Source organism: Micromonospora sp. NPDC000663 (assembly GCF_042898105.1).
Taxonomy (GTDB): domain Bacteria; phylum Actinomycetota; class Actinomycetes; order Mycobacteriales; family Micromonosporaceae; genus Micromonospora.
This window is the reverse complement of record NZ_JBIAYR010000001.1, coordinates 372,166-393,355: the sequence shown is the minus strand read 5'-3', so window position 1 is coordinate 393,355 and position 21,190 is coordinate 372,166. Positions and strand designations below refer to the sequence as shown.

Below are 21,190 nucleotides of genomic sequence, written 5' to 3'. Positions count from 1 at the left end.
GCGAAGGGCGTCTTTCACACCTACCGCTGCGGCTGCGCGGCGTCCAGGCGTGCGCGCAGCGCGTCCAACTCGGCCCACAGCACGCCGGGCAGCTTGTCACCGAACATCTCGAACCACTCGGTGACCAACGGCAGCTCGTTGCGCCACTCCTCCGGGTCGACCTTGAGCGCGATCCGGACGTCCTCCGGAGTCATGTCCAGGCCCTCGACGTCAAGCGCGTCGGGTGCCGGAACCATGCCCACCGGGGTCTCCACCGCGTCGGCCTTGCCCTCGATCCGCTCGACGATCCACTTGAGCACCCGGGAGTTCTCCCCGAAGCCCGGCCAGAGGAACGAGCCCTCCGGGTCCTTGCGGAACCAGTTGACGTAGTAGATCTTCGGCAGTTTCGCCTCGTCGCCGTCGGCGCCCTTGCCCATCTCGATCCAGTGCCTGAAGTAGTCACCCGCGTGGTAGCCGATGAACGGGAGCATCGCCATCGGGTCCCGGCGGACGACACCGACCGCGCCTGACGCGGCGGCGGTCGTCTCCGACGAGAGCGTCGCACCCATGTAGACGCCGTGCACCCAGTCGCGGGCCTCGGTCACCAGCGGGATGGTGTCCTTGCGGCGACCGCCGAAGAGGATCGCGTCGATCGGCACCCCGTTGGGGTCGAAGTACTCGTCGGCGAGGATCGGGCACTGGGTGATCGGGGTGCAGAACCGGCTGTTGGCGTGCGAGGAGAGGCCCTCGCTCTCCGGCGTCCAGTCGTTGCCCTTCCAGTCGATCAGGTGCGCCGGCGGCTCACCCATGCCCTCCCACCAGATGTCGCCGTCGTCGGTGAGGCCCACGTTCGTGAAGATCGAGTTGCCCCGGTCCAGCGTGCGCATGGCGTTGGCGTTTGTCTTCCAGTCGGTGCCGGGCGCGACGCCGAACAGGCCGTACTCCGGGTTGACCGCGTAGAGCCGGCCGTCCGGGCCGAACCGCATCCAGGCGATGTCGTCGCCGATGGTCTCGACCTTCCAGCCCGGGATGGTGGGCTCCACCATCGCCAGGTTGGTCTTGCCGCACGCCGAGGGGAAGGCGCCTGCGATGTGGTGGACCTTGCCCTCCGGCGAGGTGATCTTGAGAATCAGCATGTGCTCGGCGAGCCAGCCCTCGTCCCGCCCCATGACGCTGGCGATCCGCAGCGAGTAGCACTTCTTGCCGAGCAGCGAGTTGCCGCCGTAACCCGAGCCGTACGACCAGATCTCCCGGGTCTCCGGGAAGTGCGAGATGTACTTGGTCTCGTTGCACGGCCAGGCCACGTCCTGCTGACCGGGGGCGAGCGGCGCGCCGATCGAGTGCAACGCGTGCACGAAGTCCGCGTCGTTCCCCATCGCCTCGAGGACCTTCGCGCCCATCCGGGTCATGATGCGCATGGACGCGACCACGTACGGGCTGTCGGTGATCTCGACGCCGAACATCGGGCTCTCGGCCTCGACCGGGCCCATCACGAACGGGATGACGTACATCGTGCGGCCCCGCATCGAGCCGCGGTACAACTCGGTCATCGTCCGCTTCATCTCGGCCGGCGCCATCCAGTTGTTGGTGGGGCCGGCGTCCGCCTCGTCGACGGAGCAGATGAAGGTGCGCTCCTCGACCCGGGCGACATCCGTCGGGTCGGTGCGCGCGTAGAACGAGTTGGGCTTCTTCTCCGGGTTCAAACGGATCAGCGTGCCGGCCTCGACCAGTTCATCGGTGAGGCGGCGCCACTCCTCGTCGGACCCGTCCACCCACACGACCCGGTCGGGGGTGGTCAGTTCTGCGACCTCACGGACCCAGGCGAGCAGTTTCGGATGGGACGTCGGGGCCTGATCGATACCCCGCACAACAGCCGGAGCAACCATGACACATCTCCTTGTGGTCGACGCTGACCGATCTATGGGATGCACGAGTCTCAGCGGCGCGATGCGTCGCTTCGTGGAAACCTGGGATTGGGCTCAGCGTAAACCGGGCAGCCTTCCGAGTCAGTGGGACTGGTTGTGAAGAACTGCACAAGGTACGGCCACGCTGCGGCATCACGATCTGATACCCGCTTTCCCGCGCAGTTTCACGCAAATCTTGTTGTGCACCCAGGCCGACGTGAGGTGCGGTCGGTCGTGGACCTGCCCCGCCGACCGATCCGTGGATTCCCGTTCGGAGGCGGGTCAGTCCTCCCATTTGGTTACCCTGTGTGTAGCGGAGGCGCACCCGGTGATCAGCCAGCACGAGCGTCGACGCCCACTCGTCGTTGCTCCCCCGCTGACTGGTCACCAGCCGGTAGGCTCGGCCCTGTGGCCGCCACGATGACCGGGGATCAACCGGGCCCCCGGCAGACCCGACGGGGTCCGCTTCGGGCGCTGCTCGACCGGTTCGGCCACCTCTTCCGCGAGTTGAGCAAGTTCGCCACGGTGGGCGGGATCGCCTTCCTCCTCGACTTCGCGCTGTTCAACTACCTGACCACCGTGCGCGGGGTCGAGCAGGTGACCGCGAAGACGATCTCCACCGTGATCGCGGCCACCGTCGCCTTCGTCGGTAACCGGTTCTGGACGTGGCGGCACCGCCAGCGCAGCAACCCCGCGCGGGAGTACGCGCTGTTCTTCTTCTTCAACGCAGTCGGTCTCGGCATCGCGGTGGCCTGCCTCGCGATCAGCCGGTACGGGCTGGGCAGCATCTGGCCGTCCGTGTTCCAGACGCCGCTGGCCGACAACATCGCCAGCTTTGTCGTCGGCACGGGCCTCGGCACGCTGTTCCGATTCTGGTCCTACCGGCGGTTCGTCTTTGTCGAAGCGGGAACCCGGACCGTTCCGCAGGTGAAGCACGACCGTGACCACGGGGCGTGACCTGCCGCCCACCTTCGTCCAGCCGGTGATCGCCGGCCTCTCCGACTGCCCTAAGGTGTTTCGCATGCGTCTTGTCCGTCTGCTGCCTGAGCGCTGGCAGAAGTTCATCCACGAGGCGCTCAAGTTCGGCATCGTCGGCGGCATCAACACCGTCATCAATTACGCGGTGTTCAATGTCCTTGCACTTACCGTTTTCGTCAACGGTCAGTTGAAGGCAACAGTGATCGCGACGATCGTCGCCACGATCACGTCATATCTGATGAATCGCCACTGGACGTACCGGGATCGCCCGAAATCGGCACTTCGCCGGGAGTACGTCCTGTTCTTCCTGTTCAACGGCGCAGGCCTGCTTATCGAACTCGGCGCCGTGGCGGCGGCCAAGTACGGCCTCGGCGTACACGGGCTGCTCGCCCTGAACGTGGCGAAGACCGCGGGTGTCCTGCTCGCCACACTGTTCCGGTTCTGGTCCTACCGGACGTTCGTCTTCCAGCCTGTCGCACCGGCCGAGGCGGAGACCAAGCCCGAGCCGACCTGGCACGACATCCCGCGGGACGAATGGGACACGATGGCCGGCATGGACCCGGTCGCGGAGCTCGCCGAGTCCGTAACCGAGCTGGAGGAGGCACAGGCCAGCGACCGTCCGGACCCGAGCGGCACACCCGTTCAGGGCCGGCCCGCACCGCTGACCGCCGGTCTCACCGCCGACCTGGACGCGGCGCTCGCCGCCGAACTGCACGCCGGCACTCGCCGTTCACCCCGCCGGTGACGACACCAGCCGCCCGGTCCGGCACCGGCACTCCCGCCGAACTGTTCTTCGAAGACCTCGTCCCGGGGCTCACCGTCGATCTCGGCGTGGTCACCGTGGACGGCGACGAGATGGTCGCCTTCGCCCGCCGCTTCGACCCGCAGTGGTACCACGTCGACCAGGAACTGGCCGCTGCCAGCCGGCACGGTGGCGTGATAGCCAGCGGCTTCTACACGGTCAGCCTCTTCATGCGGGCGTACGTCGACCACCTGCTGTCCCGGGCGGCGGCGGACGCCTCCCCCGGCCTGGAGGAGTTGCGCTGGCTCGCCCCGGTGCGCGCCGGGGACCGGCTCGCCGTACGGGTCGACGTGATGGGCGCGCGACCGTCGACAGCCCGCCCCGGGCTGGGTACGGCCACCCTCACCGGCACCATGCTCCGCCTCGGCCCGGACGGCCGGCCCGAGCAGGAGGTGCTGCGGACCCGGTTCCGTGGCTGGTTCGCCCTGCGCCCGACCGAGCCCGGCCCGACCGAGCCCGGCCCGACCGAGCCCCGCCCGACCGAGCCCCGCCCGACCGAGCCCCGCCCGACCGAGCCCGGCCCGAATGGGGCCGGCCCGAATGGGGCCGACCACGCCGAGACCAGCGCGACCAGGGCCGAGCCGACCGGGGCCGGACCGACCGGCTGAGACCACCCCGGCGGGTACGCCGGAACGATCTCAGCCGTTCGGGATCAGGTCGTGGTGTCGCGCAGAGGCTTGCCCTCGCGCATGTCGGCGAGGATGTCGCGCATCTCCCCGTCGCCCAGGGAGTGCTTGTCGTGCTGCGCCTCGACCAGCTCGTACAGGGTGGTCTGCACCCTGCTGACCCCCGGCACGTCGGCCAGCACGGACTGGCCGCGTTCGCCTGCCGACTCGATGGTGAGCGTGCCGCAGCCGAGCAGCCGCTCGACGAAGCGCTGGTTCATCGAGTGGTCGTTGATCCGGGTGAGCGGCAGGTCCCTCCGGTCGCGGGAGAAGACACCCTGCTGCAGCAGCACGCGTTCGTTGGTGAACAGGTAGTGGGTGGTCCGCCAGACCAGGAACGGCCACAGACCGAGCCACAGCACCGCGACCAGGGCGATCACGCCGATCACGGCCAGCGCGATCGAACCCCCGCTGGTCTCGGGCAGCAGGAGCACGCCGACCACCACCGCCGCGATGGCCAGCACCAGCACCACGATCGGCCGGATCAGCGCCTTCCAGTGCGGGTGCAGGTGCAGCACGACGTGCTCGTCCTTGGTGAGCACGTCTTCGGGAAACGCCACGACAACCTCCAACGCCATTTTCTCGACGCGCAGACCGTAAACCCCCCAACCCCCACCACAACATCCGCCACGCGGCCCCCACCAAGGGGCGGAGATCAGCGCAGGTGGAGGACGTCGCCGGCCGCCAGGGTGCGGGTGCCGGTTGCGGTGGTCAGCAGCAGTTGGCCGTCCGGGTCAACTCCGGTGGCGGTACCGGTCAGCGCCTCGCCGTTGGGCAGCAGGACGCGTACCTCACGGCCGACAGTCGCGCAGGCCGCCAGGTAGGCGTCGCGCAGGCCGGAGGCCACCGCGTCGCCGCCGGCCGAGCGCCAGCGGTCGTACCAGTCGGCGACCGAACGCAGCAGCGCCCGCAGCAGCGGATCGCGGTCGGTGGCCGCCGCACCGGCCAGTTGCAGCGAGGTGGCCGGCAGCCCGGTCGGGTTCACCGGCAACTCGTCGGCGCGCAGGGTCACGTTGAGCCCGACGCCGAGCATGATGGCCGGCGGCTGTGCCGGCGAGCGGCCGGGCACCGCCTCGGCGAGCACCCCGGCGCACTTCGCGTCGCCGATCAGAAGGTCGTTCGGCCACTTCAGGGCGGCGTCCAGCTCGGCCAGTCGGGCCACCGCCTCGACGAGCGCGACGCCTGCGAGCAGCGGCAGCCAGCCGTACCCCGTCGGTGGTGCCGCCGGCCAGCCGCGGTCCGGAACGGCCTCGCCGGGCCGGAGCAGCACGCTCGTCGCGATGCCCGCACGCGGCGGCGACTGCCACACCCGGCCGCGACGACCACGCCCGGCGGTCTGTCGCTCGGCGACCACGACCAGGCCCTCCGGCTCACCGGCCGCGGCGGCCTCGGCCACGTCCGCGTTCGTGGAGCCGGTCTCGGCGCGAAGCTCGAGCCGGGCCCACGGCCCGTTCGGCGCGACAAGCGCGCGCCGCAGCCGGGCCGCCGACAGCGGCGGGCGGTCCAGATCGGTGTACGGGGAGCCCGGCATCCCGTCAGCCTACGGCGACGCCCGGGGAGGCATTGAGGCGTACTGCACAGCCGCGTCGACCTGAACCATCGTTATATTCCCTGGGTGACTACCGAGACCGGGACCAACATCCACAGCACCGCGGGCAAGCTGGCGGACCTGGAGCGCCGGGTCGACGAGGCGGTGCACGCCGGGTCGGCGCGCGCGGTCGAGAAGCAGCACGCCCGGGGCAAGAAGACCGCCCGCGAGCGGATCGAGATGCTCCTCGACGAGGGCTCCTTCGTCGAGCTCGACGAACTGGCCCGGCACCGCTCCACGGCGTTCGGCCTGGAGAAGAACCGGCCGTACGGCGACGGCGTGGTCACCGGCTACGGCACGGTGGACGGCCGGCAGGTCTGCGTCTTCGCCCAGGACTTCACGGTCTTCGGTGGCTCGCTGGGCGAGGTCTTCGGCGAGAAGATCGTCAAGGTCATGGACCTCGCCATGAAGATCGGCTGCCCGGTGGTCGGCATCAACGACTCCGGCGGCGCCCGCATCCAGGAGGGTGTCGTCTCGCTCGGCCTGTACGGCGAGATCTTCTTCCGCAACGTGCGCGCCTCAGGCGTCATCCCGCAGATCTCGCTGGTCATGGGCCCGTGCGCGGGCGGAGCGGTCTACTCCCCGGCGGTCACCGACTTCACGGTCATGGTCGACCAGACCTCGCACATGTTCATCACCGGCCCCGACGTGATCAAGACGGTGACCGGCGAGGACGTCGGCATGGAGGAGTTGGGCGGGGCCCGCACGCACAACACGCGCAGCGGCAACGCGCACTACCTGGCCACCGACGAGGACGACGCCGTCGACTACGTCAAGGCGCTGCTGTCGTACCTGCCGTCGAACAACCTCGACGAGCCTGTCGTCTTCGAGGCCCCCGCGGACCTGGAGGTCAGCGACGAGGACCGGGAACTGGACACGCTGATCCCGGACTCGGCCAACCAACCGTACGACATGCACACCGTGATCGAGCACGTCCTGGACGACGGGGAGTTCCTGGAGGTTCAGCCGCTCTACGCGCAGAACATCGTGGTCGGCTACGGCCGGGTCGAGGGGCGACCGGTGGGCGTGGTCGCCAACCAGCCGATGCACTTCGCCGGCACCCTGGACATCGCCGCCTCGGAGAAGGCCGCCCGGTTCGTCCGCACCTGCGACGCGTTCAACATCCCGGTTCTGACCTTCGTGGACGTGCCCGGCTTCCTGCCCGGCACCGGCCAGGAGTGGGACGGCATCATCCGCCGAGGTGCCAAGCTCATCTACGCGTACGCCGAGGCGACAGTCCCGAAGGTCACCGTGATCACCCGCAAGGCGTACGGCGGGGCGTACGACGTGATGGGTTCCAAGCACCTCGGCGCGGACCTGAACTTCGCCTGGCCCACCGCGCAGATCGCCGTGATGGGCGCGCAGGGCGCGGTGAACATCCTCTACCGCTCGGAGTTGGCAGGCGCCGAAGACCCGGCTGCGGTCCGTGCCGAGAAGATCGCCGAGTACGAGGACACCCTGGCCAACCCGTACGTGGCAGCCGAGCGCGGGTACATCGACTCGGTGATCCCGCCGCACGAGACGCGGACGCAGATCGTCCGGGCGCTGCGTGTCCTGCGCACCAAGCGGGAGACGCTGCCGCCGAAGAAGCACGGCAACATCCCGCTCTGATCCGTACGGGTCAGCAGGGCGGATTGGCGGCGAGGCACATCCGGCCGGCGGCGACCGTCGCCAGCCGACGCAGGTCGTCCTCGGTGCCGCCCTGACCGACGCTGAGCACGGCGATCAGATCACCCACCCGGACGATCGCCGTGCTCGTCGACTGCGGTTCGTCGGCGAGGGGCGCACCGCTCTGCTTGTCCACCGGCCGGGACATCGTGTGCCGCACCAACGAGGCCCCGTCGCCAGCGAAGTTCCGGTCGACCACCGCCCAGCGGTGCACTGCCTCCCCCACACCTGTCTTCCCTGCCAACTCGTACGGCCCGACGCCGCGCCACTCGGCGCAGGGCGCCACCATGGCGTCCAGGTCGGCGAGGAACGACTTCGCCAGTTCAGGCGTCACCCGGTACAGGTCCTGGGTGAGCAGGACGCCGCCGAGTGTGGCCGCTCCCACCCGGTGCTCGCGCAGCAGCGTCTGTGACCGTGACCAGCGGGACGTCTGCCAGACGGGCGCGATTCCCTGGCTCTCGCGGCAGTAGCCCAGCAGGTGGTCGATGAGGATGGGTTCCCCCAACCCGGACTGGCTGAGCTCCCGTTGAGCCGGCTGCGCCAGGTCGGTCGGCCGCAGCAGCGAGTCGTCCGCGATCTCACCGCGGGCCGGTGCCTGTGTGGTCGCGGAGACCGGAGCCGGCACCGCCCCTCGGCCACCTCCCGCCATCGCGGCGGCGGAGCCCCCCACGAGTGTCAACGCGACAGTCGCCACCACTATGGCGCGTCGGCTGCGCCGCCGTGCCCGGGCACGGATCTCCTGCGGCTCCGGCCAGCGCACGTCGGTCAACTCGCGGTGGATCCGTTCGACGAATGCCAGGTCGTCGTCACGCATCGGTGGCCTCCTCCAGATCAGAGACGGCGAGCAGGCCGGCGAGCGCGACGCGCCCCCGGGAGAGTCGGGCCTTGACGGTGCCGACCGGCGCCTCGGTCTCCCGTGCCACCTCGGCGACAGGCATACCCATCAGGTAGTACAGGGCGATGGCGGTGCGTTGCTCCTCGGGCAGCCGGCGCAGCGCGGCGACCACCTCGACGGTGTCGGTGCCCGGCCCGGGAACGGTCTCGGTGGCCCCGTGCCGCAGGTACGCCCGGGCGCGACTGCGCAGGCTGCGCCACCGGCTGACCGCAACCCGGCTGGCCACCACCCGCACCCACGCCTCCGGGTCGTCGTACTGGCTGACGGTCGACCAGCGCTGCCACGCGCGGATGTACGCCTCCTGCACCGCGTCCTGCGCCTCGACCCGATCGCCGGTCAGGGCGTAGACGAAACCGAGCAGCCGTTGCCGGCTCCCCCGGTAGAACTCGTCGAACCCGTCGACGTCCGGCACCCGTTACCTCCCCGTGTCGGTCGCAGGGAACACGCGTCGGACGGGGTCGTCGGTTGCCCCGGTCAGGCGATCATCTTCTCCAGCTCGGTGAGTGGGAACGCGCCAGCGCCGACTCGTTCGCGGACGGCCCGGCGTACCGCGCGCTGCACCGCCGCGTTCGCGGGCGTCGGTACGCCGTGCAGACGGCCGAGCAGGACGATCTCCCCGTTGAGGTGGTCGACCTCGGTGGAGCCGGCGCCCCGGGCCAGGCTCTGCCAGGTGGAGCCGCCGGATCGGGCCTCGCCGGCCACCTGGCGCTGCCCGACCAGGTCCCCGCGTTCGGCCTTCTCCTCCTGCGGGGAGGTGTGCGCGATGCCCGCTGCGGCGAGTACGGCGACGCCCTCGGCGCGTACCCGCTCGGCAAGCGCGTCGGGGATGTCCTGCCCGAGCAGCGCCTGGAGGCCGTTGCCGAGGTTGCTGAGCAGCTTGCCGTACTTCCAGCGCAGCACGTCCTCGCGTACCGGCGCGACGAATCCGGCGGCGGTCAGGTCGGCGGCGACGGCCCGGTCGGTGTCGTCGGCGCCGTCCGGGTACCGCCCGATGTGGAGCATCCCCGGATGCGGGTACCCGTTGGCCACCACCACGCCCGGTTGCAGGTGGGTGGCGGGCAGCCAGACACAGACGGGGTGCACGTCGGCGAAGAGCCGCAGCGCGGCCCGCTCGTTCGCCACCCCGTTCTGCGCGGTGACGAGCGGCAGCCGCTCGCCCGCCGTACCGCCGCCCGCCACCGGCGCGTCCACCCAGGTGGCTAACGCCCCGGCGGTGTCCTGCGACTTCACAGTGAGGACCAGAACCGTGTCGGCGGGCAGGGGCCGGTCACCGGGCCGGTCCACGGTGTCGAGCCGGACGGTGATGTCACCGTCGGGCTGGCGCAGGGTCAGGCCTCGATCACGGATCGCGTCCAGGTGCGGCCCACGGGCCACAAGCGTCACGTCGCCGCCGGCCTCGGCCAGCCGCGCTCCGATCGTTCCGCCAACCGCGCCGGCCCCGATGATCACGTATCGCATTGCCCCATTCTGCCTGGTGCGGCTAGACCGTCAGGCCGGCGCTGGTGAGGATGGGGCCCGCCAGGAGCAGGGCGCCGGCGACGAGGGCGGCCACATTGACCAGGGCGAAGACAATGACCCAGAAGAACGCCGGGAACGGGGTCAGTCCGGCGAGCTGGTCTGCGTCGGAGGCGGGCATCCGGCCGCGCGAGCGCAGCCGTTGCAGCTCCACAACCGGGCGCACCCCGCCGAGCAGCAGGAACCACACCCCGGCGTACGCGAACGCGGCCTGCACCTGCGGGGTGGCGTACCAGGAGACGGCGAACACCAGCGCCCCGGTGACCAGGAGCGACACCACGCCGAAGGCGTTGCGGATCATGACGAGCATGGCGAGCAGCAGCACCACCGCGACCCAGAGCAGCAGGGTGATCCGGTTGCCGCCGAGCAGCCAGGCACCGGCCAACCCGACAAGCGGCGGGGCGACGTAGCCGGCGAGCAGGGTCAGGATCATGCCCGGCCCGGTGGGTCGACCGGCGGAGAGCGTCAGACCCGACGTATCCGAGTGCAGCCGGATTCCGCGCAGCTTGCGGCCGGTGAGCAGGGCGACGAGCGCGTGCCCGCCCTCGTGGGCGATGGTGATGGCGTTGCGGGCGATCCGCCACGGCAGCCGGGTGGACACCACCACCAGCGCGACGATCGCGGTGATCAGCACCAGCAGCGGGGGCGGGTCCGGCTGCGCGTCGAACAGCGTGTCCCACATGTCGCCCAGCCCGTCGATCGACATCATGGGGCGCGAGCCTACCGGCGGCGTTCCGTGTCGCTGCCGAGGCACCGGCTCGTATCCTGTGAACTGATCGGGTGGCGAGTGAAGCGGGAGGTGAGCGCCGATGAGTGCGGACCCCCTGGGACACCACGTCGGGCTCTGGACCGAGGCCGACTACTTCGCCCTGGGTGAGACCCCGGACCGCATCGAGCTGCTCGACGGGAGCCTGATCGTGAGCCCTGCCCCGAGCCGATGGCACCAGCGGGTGTCGCGCCGACTGGCGAACAGCATCGAGACAGCGGCTGATCCTGACGGCCTCCTGGTCTATGAGGCGATCAACGTCCGGCTCGGCATCGACCGGGTCGTCATTCCGGATCTCGTCGTGACCGACATCGACGACGACGGCGCCTTCCTCGACGCCGACCGGGTGGCCCTCGTCGGCGAGATCGTCTCGCCGGGCAACGCCGCCGCCGACCGGCTGGTCAAGATGCAGCTCTACGCCATCGCGCGCATCCCCTGGTATCTGCTTGTCGAGCAGGACGGCGACGGTCACTCGCTGCGGCTGTACCGGCTGGACGGCGGGCACTACGTCGAGGACCAGGTGGCAAAGCCCGGCGAAACGCTTACCGTCGTCGAGCCGTTCCGCTGGCAGCTCGACCCTGGCACTCTGCGCTGATCAGTTCGAGTCCGGTCACCGGGGCGACCGACACCCATCGATGAAACTTTCTTCAGCAGCCCTTGCGATCTAGGGCAGTTACCTCCAAAGATGGGCGTCAATAGACGGCCCCATCTGGAGGCACTCATGGCCCGCACCGACTCACCGCTGCGCCGCGCACTCGCGGCCGGCCTCACCGTCCTCGCCACCGCGGCGGCGGCCCTCGTCGCGACCGCCGGCCCGGCGGCGGCAGCCACCACCCCCGGCGTCGACGTGTCCCGCTACCAGGGCTCGATCAACTGGACAAGCGTCCGCAACGCAGGCGTCCAGTTCGCCTTCATCAAGGCGACCGAGGGCACCAGCTACAAGGACCCGAACTTCAACGCGAACTACGTGAACGCGTACAACGCCGGGGTGATCCGCGGGGCGTACCACTTCGCCCGGCCGAACATCTCCGCCGGCTCCACCCAGGCCAACTACCTGGCGTCCAACGGTGGCGCCTGGTCGGCGGACAGCCGCACCCTGCCCGCGGCGCTGGACATCGAGGGCAACCCGTACAGCGGTGGCTACTGCTACGGCCTGAGCACCACCGGGATGCGCAACTGGATCCAGGACTTCCTGAACACCTACCGCTCGCGCACCGGCCGGTACGCGGTCATCTACACCACCACGAGCTGGTGGAACCAGTGCACCGGCAGCTGGACCGGCCCGTGGGCGAACCACCCGCTCTGGCTGGCCCGCTGGGCGAGCGCGCCGGGCACCCTGCCGGCCGGCGCGTCGGTGTGGAGCTTCTGGCAGTACACCAGCACGGGAGCCGTCTCCGGGATCAGCGGCAACGTGGACCGCAACTACTGGAACGGTGACCGCAGCCGGCTGATCGCACTGGCCAACAACACCTGACCGAGCCGTTGGCGGCAGCGGGATCGACGGTCACCACACGGTCGACAATCGGTCCGGCTGCCGCCACACAATCGGTTTCGGGTCAGGCCCGCCGTCGGCTCATCGCCGGCACTGGAGTCTCATCGGGAGTCAGCGCACCCCGCCGGGTCAGCCGCCACGCGCCGACCCCGCAGACGGCAACGGCCACGACGCTGAGCAGTGCGATGAACGCCGGAACCCCCGCGGCGACCAGCAGCAGAACCGCGTCGCCGAACGCGACGAGCATCCACAGTGCCAGCCGGGGCCGGGCATCCCTCCGTCGGTAACCCATGTCGTACCTCCTTCCGTCGTCGAAGGTCAATTACCCCGGACGGCGGAAGGTCATGCGAATCAATTTCAGTCCCTGCGGTCGGGCACGAAACCCTTGGCGATCCGGTCGAAGTTCGGCAGGTTGGCCTGCCAATCCTTCTCCGCGATCTCCCACCGCAGGGCGTAACCCCGGTTGCTGGCCGTCACGAAGCCCCGGTTGCGGACGTGGATCCGCTGCCCGTCGCGGGTCTCCAACCACTCCCAGTCCGCGCACGTCTTCCAGAAGTCGCACGGCTTGATGCTGAGATACTGGTAGTTGGTGACCCGCCTCTTCCGGTCCGGCTCCTTGTCCTGCCAGTCCTTGACCGCGTCCTTAGCCGGCGTCGGGGTCCACTGCACCAGCAGCTCGCCCGGGCCGTTGGACTCGTCGAAGACGACCGTGTCGCTGTCGGGCTGGCTGCGGACCCACCCGTCGGGGATCGGCAGGGAGAAGCCGACCGGGTCCTTGTGCAGCTTCCAGCCCGCCGGCAGCGCGTTCGGGTCGACCGACGGCGTGGCCGATGCGGTCGGGCTGGGAGGGCTGCTCGTCGGCGGGGGCACCGCCGGGGCGGACGTCGGTGCCGGCGCGGACGTCACGGCAGCCCCGGTCGGGCCGGCCTGCGGAGTGTCGTCACCCTTGGTGAGCATCGGAACGATCACCACGAGGCCGATCAGCAGCACGGCCACCAGAGCGCCGATCAGGAGGTTGCGCCGGGTGTTGTTGGGTTTCGTGCCGTCCGACGGCGGCACCGCCGCACGGCCGGCCGGGCTCACCGGGGGCATCACCGACGTCGGGGTCGACGGTTTGCGCTGCTCCGGCGCCACCGGCGGACCGTCCACGACAGTCGGCTCGTCGTCGTCGGTCGTCGTACCCCCGCCGGAGGTGCTGGCCGCGGCTGCGACGGGCGCGGTGGGGGCGGCGTCAGGCGTGGCCGGCGGGTCGATGGTCGCCGTCGGCTCGGCCGGCACCAGCGCGGTCGGCTCGGCATCGGTGCCGGACGACACGGTGGCGGTCGGCGTCGCGTCGGCGGAAGGCTCCGCGACGGGCGGCGGGGGCGGTGACACCGGCCGGTCGGTGGGCTCCTCGGCGGGTCGCGGGGCCGGCACGACCGGCAGGCGCGGCTGACGCGGACCGTTCGGCCCTGGCCGGCGTACGCCTTCGAGCAGCGGAATCCCCCGCGACCGCTTGCCGCCGGCGCGGCGCAGCAGGCGCTCGGCCACCTCGGCGGTGATCCGCTCGTTCGGGTCCTTACGCAGCAGCCCGTTGAGCACGGCCTTGAGCGGGCCGGCGTTCTTCGGCGGCGGGATCGGCTCGGTGGCCAGCGCGGCCAGGGTGCCGATCGCCGACGGCCGGGCGTACGGCGACTTGCCTTCGACAGCCGCGTAGAGCGTCGCGCCCAGCGACCACAGGTCGGCCTCCGGCCCGGCGGTGCCGTCCCGGGCCCGCTCCGGCGAGATGTACGCGGGCGAGCCGAGGACCATGCCGGTGCGGGTGACGTTCGGATCGCCCGGGATGGTGGCGAGACCGAAATCGGTCAGCACCACCCGGCCGTCGTTGCCGAGCAGCACGTTGCCGGGCTTCACGTCGCGGTGCATGACGCCCGCCTTGTGCGCCGCGTTCAGGGCGCCCAGCACACCGAGGCCGATCTCGACCGCGCGGGCCACCGGCACCGGGCCGTCCTCGGCGAGCGTGTCCTGCAACGACTTCGACGCCACGTACTCCATGACGATCCACGGATCGCCGTCGGTGCGCAGCACGTCGAAGATGCGCACGACGTTGGCGTGGTTGAGCCGGGCGATGGCTCGCGCCTCCCGCAGAGAGCGTTCCCGCATCTCGCGGCGTTCCTCGTCGGTGAGGCCGGGCGGCGGCACCAACTCCTTGATTGCCACGTCCCGGTGCAGCACCTCGTCGCGCGCCTTCCACACCCGACCCATGCCGCCCTGGCCGAGCGGCGACAGAAGCCGGTATCGGTCAGCGACGAGTTGGGGAAGCGCGTTCGACATCGGTGAGACGGTACCCGGACCGTCCGACCGTCACACCGCCGGCACGCCACTGTGCGTCTCCCGTAACTTCCGGCCGCGTACCCTGGCGGCATGTCTGCCGAAGAGCCGCTGTTCCGGGTCGTCCGCGGCGTGCCCACCGCCGAGGAGTTGGCCGCCCTGGTGGGGGCCGTCATCGTCCGCTCCCGCCCGGCCACGGCCCCCGCGCCGGCCGCCGTCTCCACCTGGGCGCTCAGCGCCCGGCCGGCCAGCCCTCGCACCTGGCGCACCGCCGGCCTCCCCCGCTGACACGACCCGCCACCGGGGGCTGCCAGGGTCGCGGGAAGCCGTTAACCTCACTCAGGGAAACGGTGTGGTGACGGTAGGGAGGATCGATGATCCCCGAAGAGGACGGGCCAGCACCCTGGCTGCGCAACTACGGCGGTATCGAGGCTGACATCCGCCAACTCAGGGACTTCGCCGACCAGCTCGCCGCCGAGGTCGAACGCAACTACGCGCCGCACCTGCCGTACATCGCCGCCGACATGTCCGCCGAGATACCCAACCCGTGCGACGCCTTCGTCGAGCTGGTCACCTTCCTGCACGCTCACCACGAGACACAGCAGGCGACCGCCGACATGGTGTACGCCGTCCGAGGCGCCACCGGCCACCTCGCCGCAGCCGCCGGCCGCGTCGCCACCCGATACGCCGACACCGACGCCTTCTCCGCCGCCCGAGTGGTAGACGTGCGACAGGCCCTCGCCGACCCCGGCGCCGTACTGCCCGACACCCCCGCGCCCACACCGATGCTCAGCGACCCCACCGGGCCGGTGGTGCTCCCATGAACGAACGGGGCAACAGCCGCACCGCCGGCACCAACTGGCAACTCATGGACGTCAACAGCATGTGGGCGTGCCTCCAGGACCACGAAACCGCCAACCACTGGAAACAGGTCGCCGGCTGGCGCAAGGTCTGCGACCTGGCACAGATCCACCTCGGCCGGCTCCAGGAATACCGGCGAGGGCTCGCCACGGCCTGGCCCCCCGAAACCAGCCCCGCCTCCCGCACGTACCTCGCCCAACTCGACGAACTCATCGACAAGGTCCGGCACACCCACGACGCCGCCGCCGCCAACTACACCGCGCTGTCCGCCGCCACCCAGGCCATCGGCACCACCCGCGCCGCGCTCCGCAAGATCTACGAGGAGTACGCGGACAAACTGCAGCAGAAGCAGGCGTACGAAACGACGGCGGCCGACCCTAAGGCGATCATGGGGAACCGGGTCACCGAGCCACCTGTAACCGACGCGGAACTGGAACGGCTGAACGTGCAGGCACGGAGCATGATGTTCGGCCTCAGCGGCGAACTCCAACAAGCCCAAGCCACCCTCGAAAAACCACCAGCGGTGCCGAAGAGCCCAAGGCAGCCAGACAACCCCGATGTATACGGCGACTACGCGGCGCCAATTATCCCGCCAGTCCTGCCGGCACCTGCACCAACGGCGTCCGCCGTCCACCGCGGAAGTACGAGTGGAGGGCTAGGGCCTATACCTACAACGCCGGGAGTCGGACCGGTACTCGGAGGGGCGACGGGCGGAGTTTCAGCGTCATCGAATGTCGCGGCCCTTCCAGCCGCTCCGCCACCTGGTTCCGCTGGCCCTGCATATAACATCGGTCTAGGGCTGACGTCGGGGATGCCCTCGCCTCCTTCGGGTCTGCCGCCAACACCACGGCCTCGGACGATCCAGCCTGGTACTCCCAATAGCCCCATAGGCGGAGGAGTCGACGGCAACGCAAAGCCTCATGCGACACCTGTCCGACCCGCCCCCTCCGCTGGAGGTCTAATCGGGGGAATTCCGGGAGTGGGCCCAAATCAACCTCCCAATAGTGCCGGCGCACCCAAAAGGGTCAACCCGATCGGTGGAGTAATTGGCGGCGGCGGAGCTGGGACCGCACCGACTGGCGCAGCAGGAACAAGGCCAGGTAGCGGACGCAACCTTAATGGGATCCCAAGCGGCTTCCCGATAGGCGGGGCACCCGGACATCATGGGACGACACCTCGCCTTGGCACGCCATCCGAAGCCGACGACCATCCTTATCGATGGGACCCAGATAATCCTTGGGAGACCGATCGAGGCGTCCCGCCCGTGGTTCTCCCCCCGAAGGGGGATGACCCGATCGACCCAGGATCGGCCATCGGCTTCAGCAGGTGAACAAGGCGCTGTCTGTAAGCATACTCAATTTGGCCACCGCGACGATTCTGATGTCCGCAACCTCGAACGCTCCTGCAGGGGATGCCGATTTGATACGAGGCGACCAATGGCATCTTAACTATCTACGGACGTCGGAGGCGCATCTTCTGAGCAACGGATCCGCCGTCATCGTCGCGGTACCAGATACCGGAGTCGCCCCCCATTCCGACTTACGAGATAATCTTTTGTCGGGCATTGATATCATACCCGGCGGGAACGGCGACGGTCGCCAGGATAGGGACAGCCATGGCACAGCAATGGCCGGCCTTATTGCTGCTCATGGGGTTAACGACAGAGGCGCCCTTGGAATCGCCCCACGGGCGAAGATCCTTCCGATCTTCGATACTCCCCCCGACGGCGATGGCGATCCAGACTCACTGGCTCAGGGTATCGAATTTGCGATAGATAAGGGCGCCGACGTAATTAGCATTTCAGCCGTTGCTGGCGCCAGCGTCAAGCTCCAGCAAGCGATAAATGCGGCACAGGATGCCAATATTGTCGTGGTGGCAGCAGCGGGCAACCGACCGCCCGATACTGACGTGCGCTATCCAGCCAGCGAAGAAGGTGTGATCGCCGTAGGCGGTGTGGACCGCTCTGGTCAACATGCTGCAATCTCGGTTACCGGGCCGGAGATCGATGTGGTTGCACCGGCGGTCGACATCTACAGCACCAGCTACGACGGGAAGTACTCGAAGGGCACTGGCACTTCGAGTGCGACGGCGATTGTGGCGGGGGCTGCGGCGTTGATCAGGTCGAAGTACCCCTACCTGCCGGCGCGGGAGGTCGCGCATCGGCTCACGGCCACGGCCGTCGACAAGGGTCCGCCTGGTCGTGACGACGAGTACGGGTACGGCGTCATCGATCTTGTGGCGGCGCTGACGGCGGACGTACCTCCGCTGGGTTTTGAGTCGGCGAGCGCTCCGCCCGGTGCTGGGGCGAGTACGACGGCTGGCGCTCGTCCTGGTGATGACGGCGATGGTGCGACCGCTCGTGGCCTCGTCACTCTCGCGGTGATCGTGGCCGCTGGCATCGGTTGGGCGTTGGTGGTGCGACGTCGTCGGCGCGGTGATGATCCGCCTCCCAGGATCAGTCGCTAACCGACCCGAGCGCGATGATCGACTCTATATCGCCGATATTGCGCTTTCGTCGAGGTGGGATAGCCCCATATCGGCGATGTGGATTGGATCAAGGGGTACGGGAGGCCGGAGCGCGCCAACGGGCGTCGGCCCACGCCGGGCAGCCCCGCAGCCGGTACCGTCGGGGTCGTGTCTGCATCTTTGCCGCTCCGCCTCGTGCTCGCCTCGGCGAGCCCTGCCCGTCGTAAGTCTCTCCAGGCCGCCGGCATCGAGCCGGACGTGCTTGTCAGTGGGGTGGACGAGTCGCTGGTGGTGACCGACCGGGCCGAAGATCTGTGCCTGGAGTTGGCGCGGCTCAAGGCGCAGGCTGTGCTGACCCGGCTGAACGCCGACGTCGACCAGCGGACGTTGGTGATCGGCTGTGACTCTGTGCTGGCGTTCGACGGGGAGATCCTCGGCAAGCCGGCGGACCCGGCGGAGGCGACCCGGCGGTGGCTGCGGATGCGGGGTCGCAGCGGCATCCTGCACAGCGGGCACTGCCTGATCGACATGGTCGCCGGGCGGCGCGCGGAGGCGGTGGCCTCGACCACCGTTCACTTCGCGGACATCAGTGACGACGAGATCGCCGCGTACGTGGCCACCGGTGAACCGCTGGCCGTGGCCGGCGCGTTCACGATCGACGGGCTGGGCGGGCCGTTCGTGGAGCGGATCGAGGGTGACCCGGGCACCGTTGTCGGGCTGTCGATGCCGCTGCTGCGCCGTCTCCTCGCCGAGTTGGACCTGCGGATCACCGACCTGTGGACGACTGTCGCGCCGGGCGGTCAATCCGTGGAGCCGCTCGGTAACGTCCGGTCATGACCACCAAGTCGATTCCGCTCACCGACGAGCTGCACGCGTACCTGGTCGCCCACGGCGCACCGCCGGACGAGATCATCCGGGACCTGGCCGAGGAGACCCGCTCGGTGCTGCCGGAGCACGCCACCATGCAGGTGGCGCCGGAGCAGGCCGCTTTCCTGACGTTCCTCACCCGTCTGCTCGACGTACGGCAGGCCGTCGAGGTCGGCACGTTCACCGGACTGTCGTCACTGGCCATCGCACGAGGGCTGCCCGAGGGTGGGCGGCTGACCTGCTTCGACATCTCCGAGGAGTTCACCGGCATCGCCCGGCGCTACTGGGCCCGCGCCGGTGTGCAGGACCGGATCGACCTGCGGATCGGCCCGGCCGGGGAGACGCTGCGGCAGCTGCCGAACGAGCGCTTCCTGGACTTCGCGTTCATCGACGCGGACAAGACGGGCTACCCGGTGTACTGGGCGGAGCTGGTGCCGCGGATGCGTCCGGGCGGCGTGATCGCCGTCGACAACGTGCTGCGCGGGGGTCGGGTGATCGCCCCCCGGGACGAGAACGACAGGGCCATCGCCGCGTTCAACGACGAGGTGTTGGCCGACGTACGGGTGGACCCGGTGATGCTGCCGATCGCCGACGGCCTGACCCTCGCCCGGGTGCGCTGAGGCCGCCCCACACGCCGACGGCGGGGTGCTCCCCTGGAGGCGGGGAGCACCCCGAGCGTCAGCGGACGCTGCGGGCGAACTGGCGTGCCGCCCAGAAGACACCCAATGCGGCGAGGACCGCGGTGATGGTGAGGCCCTGCCAGACCTTGTCGCTGCCCAGGTCACCTGCGAACAGCGCCCGGGTGCCGTCGACCGCCCAGGAGAACGGGTTCCAGTCGGCGATGCCCTGCAACCAGCCGGGCGCGAAGGTCAGCGGCAGCAGGATGCCGGACAGCAGCAGCACCGGCTGGGCCACCGTGTTCATCAGCGGGGCCAGGGCGTCCTCACTCTTGACCTTGAGCGCGACGCCGTACGAGACGGCCGAGGTCATGAGCGCGATCAGGGCGAGCATCAGGTACGCCAACAGCAGGTCACCGATGAACACCCGCAGGTCGAACAGGAGCGCCAGCAGGGTGATGATGACGGCCTGCACGATGAGCGAGACCACGTCGCGCAGTGAGCGGCCGAGCAGGAGGGCGAGCCGGCTGATCGGGGTGACCCGGGAGCGTTCGATGACGCCGGCGCGCAGCTCGGCGATCAGGCCGAAGCCCTGGAACAGGCCACCGAAGATGGCCAGCAGCACCAGCAGGCCGGGTACGAAGATCTTGTAGGCGGCGGCCTGGGTGGGCGCGTTCAGCGCCGGCTTGAGCAGTGGGGCGAAGAGCAGCAGGTACATCACCGGCTGGAAGACGCCGACGAAGACCCAGACCGGGTTGCGCAGCAGGAGTTGGGTCTGGCGCTGGAAGATCAGCCACGTGTCACGGGCGAATTTCATGAGAGTCGTCTCCGGTGGTCAGGACTCGCGCAGCGAGCGGCCGGTCTTGGTGAGGAAGACGTCGTCGAGGCTGGGACGGTGCAGCTCGATCGAGCGCAGCTCCAGCCCGGCGTGGTCCAGGCGGCGCAGCACCTGCGGGATGGCGGTGGCGCCCTCGTCGACGTAGAGACGCAGGCCGCCCTCGTCGGCGGTCTCCAGCTTGTTGACGTACGGCTCGCCGTCGAGCGTCTGCGCGGCCTGCGGGGTCGCGGTCAGGTCGAGGCCGACCAGCACCACGTCGCCGGAGATCTCCCTCTTCAGCTCGGCCGGGGTGCCCTCGGCCACCACCTCGCCGTGATCCATGATCGCGATCCGGTCGCAGAGCGCGTCGGCCTCGTCCAGGTAGTGCGTGGTGATGAAGACGGTCATCCCGTCCCGGCGCAGGCGCCGGATCTCGTCCCACATGTGGGCGCGGCTCTGCGGGTCGAGGCCCGTGGTCGGCTCGTCCAGGAAGACGACCTTCGGCTCGTGGATGATGCCGAGCGCGATCTCGACCCGCCGGCGCTGACCGCCGGAGTAGGTCTTGCACTTGCGGTCGGCGTACTCGATGAGCTGGAAGGCTTCCAGGGCGCGGACGGCGCGGTGCTGCGCGTCGGCCTTGCTGATGCCGTACATGCGGGCGTGCAGCACCAGTTCCTCGCGGGCGGTGGACTCGTCCCAGGTGCTGCCGCCCTGTGGGACGTACCCGATGCGACGCCGGACCTCCGCCGGGTCCTTGCGCAGGTCGGCGCCGGCGATGGTGGCGTCTCCGCCGTCCGGCTCGATAAGCGTGGCGAGCATCCGCAGCGTGGTGGTCTTGCCTGCGCCGTTCGGGCCGAGGAAGCCGAAGATCTCGCCCTCGGCGACCTCGAGGTTGACCCCCCGCACGGCGTCAACCGTCTTCGTCTCTCGACCCGCGCGGGAGCGGAACGACTTCCGCAGCCCTCTGGTCTCGATCATTTCTGCTCCTGGTCGGTCTGGC

General features: G+C 69.7%; 22 protein-coding genes and 1 pseudogene. 12 read left to right on the top strand and 11 right to left on the bottom strand.

Going from position 1 to position 21,190, the window contains the following annotated elements; all coding sequences use genetic code 11:
* Positions 1-20: 20 nt before the first annotated feature.
* Positions 21-1,865, bottom strand: coding sequence for a phosphoenolpyruvate carboxykinase (GTP) (locus ACFY1S_RS01915; protein ID WP_387111737.1), 1,845 nt, complete (start codon positions 1,863-1,865; stop codon positions 21-23).
* Positions 1,866-2,000: 135 nt separating this feature from the next.
* Here ACFY1S_RS01915 and ACFY1S_RS01910 point away from each other — a divergent pair.
* The 4 genes and pseudogenes from ACFY1S_RS01910 to ACFY1S_RS01895 all read left to right on the top strand — a co-directional run.
* Positions 2,001-2,090: pseudogene (locus ACFY1S_RS01910) on the top strand (GtrA family protein); the annotation flags it as partial.
* Positions 2,091-2,303: 213 nt separating this feature from the next.
* Positions 2,304-2,840 carry a GtrA family protein gene (locus ACFY1S_RS01905; RefSeq protein ID WP_387114233.1) on the top strand — a complete coding sequence of 179 codons (537 nt, stop codon included), beginning with the start codon at positions 2,304-2,306 and terminating at the stop codon, positions 2,838-2,840.
* Positions 2,841-2,904: 64 nt separating this feature from the next.
* Positions 2,905-3,606: a GtrA family protein gene (locus ACFY1S_RS01900; protein WP_387114230.1), complete on the top strand. Its 702-nt coding sequence runs from the start codon at positions 2,905-2,907 to the stop codon at positions 3,604-3,606.
* A complete protein-coding gene (locus ACFY1S_RS01895; protein ID WP_387111735.1) occupies positions 3,603-4,271 on the top strand; it encodes a MaoC/PaaZ C-terminal domain-containing protein in 669 nt (222 codons plus the stop codon). The genes ACFY1S_RS01900 and ACFY1S_RS01895 overlap by 4 nt, the downstream gene beginning before the upstream one ends.
* Before the next feature lie 44 nt (positions 4,272-4,315).
* Here the strand turns inward: ACFY1S_RS01895 and ACFY1S_RS01890 are convergent, their stop codons facing one another.
* Together ACFY1S_RS01890 and ACFY1S_RS01885 are read right to left on the bottom strand one after the other, a co-directional pair.
* Positions 4,316-4,888, bottom strand: coding sequence for a PH domain-containing protein (locus tag ACFY1S_RS01890; protein ID WP_387111732.1), 573 nt, complete (start codon positions 4,886-4,888; stop codon positions 4,316-4,318).
* Positions 4,889-4,983: 95 nt separating this feature from the next.
* Positions 4,984-5,859: a biotin--[acetyl-CoA-carboxylase] ligase gene (locus ACFY1S_RS01885; protein WP_387111729.1), complete on the bottom strand. Its 876-nt coding sequence runs from the start codon at positions 5,857-5,859 to the stop codon at positions 4,984-4,986.
* An 84-nt stretch (positions 5,860-5,943) separates the two neighbouring features.
* Here ACFY1S_RS01885 and ACFY1S_RS01880 point away from each other — a divergent pair, with 84 nt between their 5' ends.
* Entirely contained in the window at positions 5,944-7,527 is a 1,584-nt protein-coding gene (locus ACFY1S_RS01880) for an acyl-CoA carboxylase subunit beta (RefSeq protein ID WP_364368104.1), read from the top strand.
* A gap of 10 nt (positions 7,528-7,537) precedes the next feature.
* Here ACFY1S_RS01880 and ACFY1S_RS01875 read toward each other — a convergent pair whose 3' ends face one another.
* The 4 genes from ACFY1S_RS01875 to ACFY1S_RS01860 all read right to left on the bottom strand — a co-directional run bounded on the left by ACFY1S_RS01875 (position 7,538) and on the right by ACFY1S_RS01860 (position 10,703).
* Positions 7,538-8,398, bottom strand: coding sequence for a hypothetical protein (locus ACFY1S_RS01875; RefSeq protein WP_387111726.1), 861 nt, complete (start codon positions 8,396-8,398; stop codon positions 7,538-7,540).
* Positions 8,391-8,891: a sigma factor-like helix-turn-helix DNA-binding protein gene (locus ACFY1S_RS01870; protein ID WP_357988651.1), complete on the bottom strand. Its 501-nt coding sequence runs from the start codon at positions 8,889-8,891 to the stop codon at positions 8,391-8,393. Before ACFY1S_RS01870 ends, ACFY1S_RS01875 begins: the two co-directional genes overlap by 8 nt.
* A 62-nt stretch (positions 8,892-8,953) precedes the next feature.
* A complete protein-coding gene (locus tag ACFY1S_RS01865; RefSeq protein ID WP_387111722.1) occupies positions 8,954-9,937 on the bottom strand; it encodes a ketopantoate reductase family protein in 984 nt (327 codons plus the stop codon).
* A gap of 22 nt (positions 9,938-9,959) precedes the next feature.
* On the bottom strand, positions 9,960-10,703 hold the full coding sequence (locus ACFY1S_RS01860; protein ID WP_387111719.1) for a M50 family metallopeptidase: 744 nt from the start codon (positions 10,701-10,703) through the stop codon (positions 9,960-9,962).
* 100 nt (positions 10,704-10,803) lie between these two features.
* Between ACFY1S_RS01860 and ACFY1S_RS01855 the strand changes: the two genes are divergently transcribed.
* Positions 10,804-11,355 (top strand): Uma2 family endonuclease, encoded by a 552-nt coding sequence (locus ACFY1S_RS01855; RefSeq protein WP_387111717.1) that lies wholly within the window; start codon positions 10,804-10,806, stop codon positions 11,353-11,355.
* Positions 11,356-11,481: 126 nt separating this feature from the next.
* Positions 11,482-12,234: a GH25 family lysozyme gene (locus tag ACFY1S_RS01850; RefSeq protein ID WP_387111714.1), complete on the top strand. Its 753-nt coding sequence runs from the start codon at positions 11,482-11,484 to the stop codon at positions 12,232-12,234.
* An 82-nt stretch (positions 12,235-12,316) separates the two neighbouring features.
* Here the strand turns inward: ACFY1S_RS01850 and ACFY1S_RS01845 are convergent, their stop codons facing one another.
* Together ACFY1S_RS01845 and ACFY1S_RS01840 are read right to left on the bottom strand one after the other, a co-directional pair.
* On the bottom strand, positions 12,317-12,544 hold the full coding sequence (locus ACFY1S_RS01845; protein WP_357988666.1) for a hypothetical protein: 228 nt from the start codon (positions 12,542-12,544) through the stop codon (positions 12,317-12,319).
* A gap of 65 nt (positions 12,545-12,609) precedes the next feature.
* Entirely contained in the window at positions 12,610-14,565 is a 1,956-nt protein-coding gene (locus ACFY1S_RS01840; protein ID WP_387111711.1) for a protein kinase, read from the bottom strand.
* A 90-nt stretch (positions 14,566-14,655) separates the two neighbouring features.
* Here ACFY1S_RS01840 and ACFY1S_RS01835 point away from each other — a divergent pair, with 90 nt between their 5' ends.
* The 5 genes from ACFY1S_RS01835 to ACFY1S_RS01815 all read left to right on the top strand — a co-directional run bounded on the left by ACFY1S_RS01835 (position 14,656) and on the right by ACFY1S_RS01815 (position 19,376).
* The gene (locus ACFY1S_RS01835) at positions 14,656-14,850 is read left to right on the top strand and encodes an acyl-CoA carboxylase epsilon subunit (RefSeq protein ID WP_387111709.1); all 195 of its coding nucleotides are present in this window, start codon (positions 14,656-14,658) and stop codon (positions 14,848-14,850) included.
* Between the two features lie 86 nt (positions 14,851-14,936).
* Complete coding sequence (locus ACFY1S_RS01830) at positions 14,937-15,386, top strand: hypothetical protein (RefSeq protein WP_387111706.1); 450 nt, start codon at positions 14,937-14,939, stop codon at positions 15,384-15,386.
* A gap of 1,417 nt (positions 15,387-16,803) precedes the next feature.
* Positions 16,804-17,889 carry a S8 family serine peptidase gene (locus tag ACFY1S_RS01825; RefSeq protein WP_387114227.1) on the top strand — a complete coding sequence of 362 codons (1,086 nt, stop codon included), beginning with the start codon at positions 16,804-16,806 and terminating at the stop codon, positions 17,887-17,889.
* Between the two features lie 168 nt (positions 17,890-18,057).
* Complete coding sequence (locus ACFY1S_RS01820) at positions 18,058-18,726, top strand: Maf family protein (RefSeq protein WP_387111704.1); 669 nt, start codon at positions 18,058-18,060, stop codon at positions 18,724-18,726.
* A complete protein-coding gene (locus ACFY1S_RS01815; RefSeq protein WP_364368142.1) occupies positions 18,723-19,376 on the top strand; it encodes an O-methyltransferase in 654 nt (217 codons plus the stop codon). The genes ACFY1S_RS01820 and ACFY1S_RS01815 overlap by 4 nt, the downstream gene beginning before the upstream one ends.
* A 58-nt stretch (positions 19,377-19,434) precedes the next feature.
* Here the strand turns inward: ACFY1S_RS01815 and ACFY1S_RS01810 are convergent, their stop codons facing one another.
* A complete protein-coding gene (locus ACFY1S_RS01810; protein WP_354817453.1) occupies positions 19,435-20,190 on the bottom strand; it encodes an ABC transporter permease in 756 nt (251 codons plus the stop codon).
* 18 nt (positions 20,191-20,208) lie between these two features.
* On the bottom strand, positions 20,209-21,168 hold the full coding sequence (locus tag ACFY1S_RS01805; protein WP_387111699.1) for an ATP-binding cassette domain-containing protein: 960 nt from the start codon (positions 21,166-21,168) through the stop codon (positions 20,209-20,211).
* Between the last annotated feature and the right edge of the window lie 22 nt (positions 21,169-21,190).

Bases quoted from the DNA above. Each gene is read 5' to 3' on its own strand.
- ACFY1S_RS01915 (WP_387111737.1), bottom strand. From the start codon at position 1,865: ATGGTTGCTCCGGCTGTTGTGCGGGGTATCGATCAGGCCCCGACGTCC.
- ACFY1S_RS01905 (WP_387114233.1), top strand. From the start codon at position 2,304: ATGACCGGGGATCAACCGGGCCCCCGGCAGACCCGACGGGGTCCGCTT.
- ACFY1S_RS01900 (WP_387114230.1), top strand. From the start codon at position 2,905: ATGCGTCTTGTCCGTCTGCTGCCTGAGCGCTGGCAGAAGTTCATCCAC.
- ACFY1S_RS01885 (WP_387111729.1), bottom strand. From the start codon at position 5,859: ATGCCGGGCTCCCCGTACACCGATCTGGACCGCCCGCCGCTGTCGGCG.
- ACFY1S_RS01875 (WP_387111726.1), bottom strand. From the start codon at position 8,398: ATGCGTGACGACGACCTGGCATTCGTCGAACGGATCCACCGCGAGTTG.
- ACFY1S_RS01865 (WP_387111722.1), bottom strand. From the start codon at position 9,937: ATGCGATACGTGATCATCGGGGCCGGCGCGGTTGGCGGAACGATCGGA.
- ACFY1S_RS01860 (WP_387111719.1), bottom strand. From the start codon at position 10,703: ATGATGTCGATCGACGGGCTGGGCGACATGTGGGACACGCTGTTCGAC.
- ACFY1S_RS01855 (WP_387111717.1), top strand. From the start codon at position 10,804: ATGAGTGCGGACCCCCTGGGACACCACGTCGGGCTCTGGACCGAGGCC.
- ACFY1S_RS01850 (WP_387111714.1), top strand. From the start codon at position 11,482: ATGGCCCGCACCGACTCACCGCTGCGCCGCGCACTCGCGGCCGGCCTC.
- ACFY1S_RS01845 (WP_357988666.1), bottom strand. From the start codon at position 12,544: ATGGGTTACCGACGGAGGGATGCCCGGCCCCGGCTGGCACTGTGGATG.
- ACFY1S_RS01840 (WP_387111711.1), bottom strand. From the start codon at position 14,565: ATGTCGAACGCGCTTCCCCAACTCGTCGCTGACCGATACCGGCTTCTG.
- ACFY1S_RS01835 (WP_387111709.1), top strand. From the start codon at position 14,656: ATGTCTGCCGAAGAGCCGCTGTTCCGGGTCGTCCGCGGCGTGCCCACC.
- ACFY1S_RS01830 (WP_387111706.1), top strand. From the start codon at position 14,937: ATGATCCCCGAAGAGGACGGGCCAGCACCCTGGCTGCGCAACTACGGC.
- ACFY1S_RS01825 (WP_387114227.1), top strand. From the start codon at position 16,804: ATGTCCGCAACCTCGAACGCTCCTGCAGGGGATGCCGATTTGATACGA.
- ACFY1S_RS01815 (WP_364368142.1), top strand. From the start codon at position 18,723: ATGACCACCAAGTCGATTCCGCTCACCGACGAGCTGCACGCGTACCTG.
- ACFY1S_RS01810 (WP_354817453.1), bottom strand. From the start codon at position 20,190: ATGAAATTCGCCCGTGACACGTGGCTGATCTTCCAGCGCCAGACCCAA.
- ACFY1S_RS01805 (WP_387111699.1), bottom strand. From the start codon at position 21,168: ATGATCGAGACCAGAGGGCTGCGGAAGTCGTTCCGCTCCCGCGCGGGT.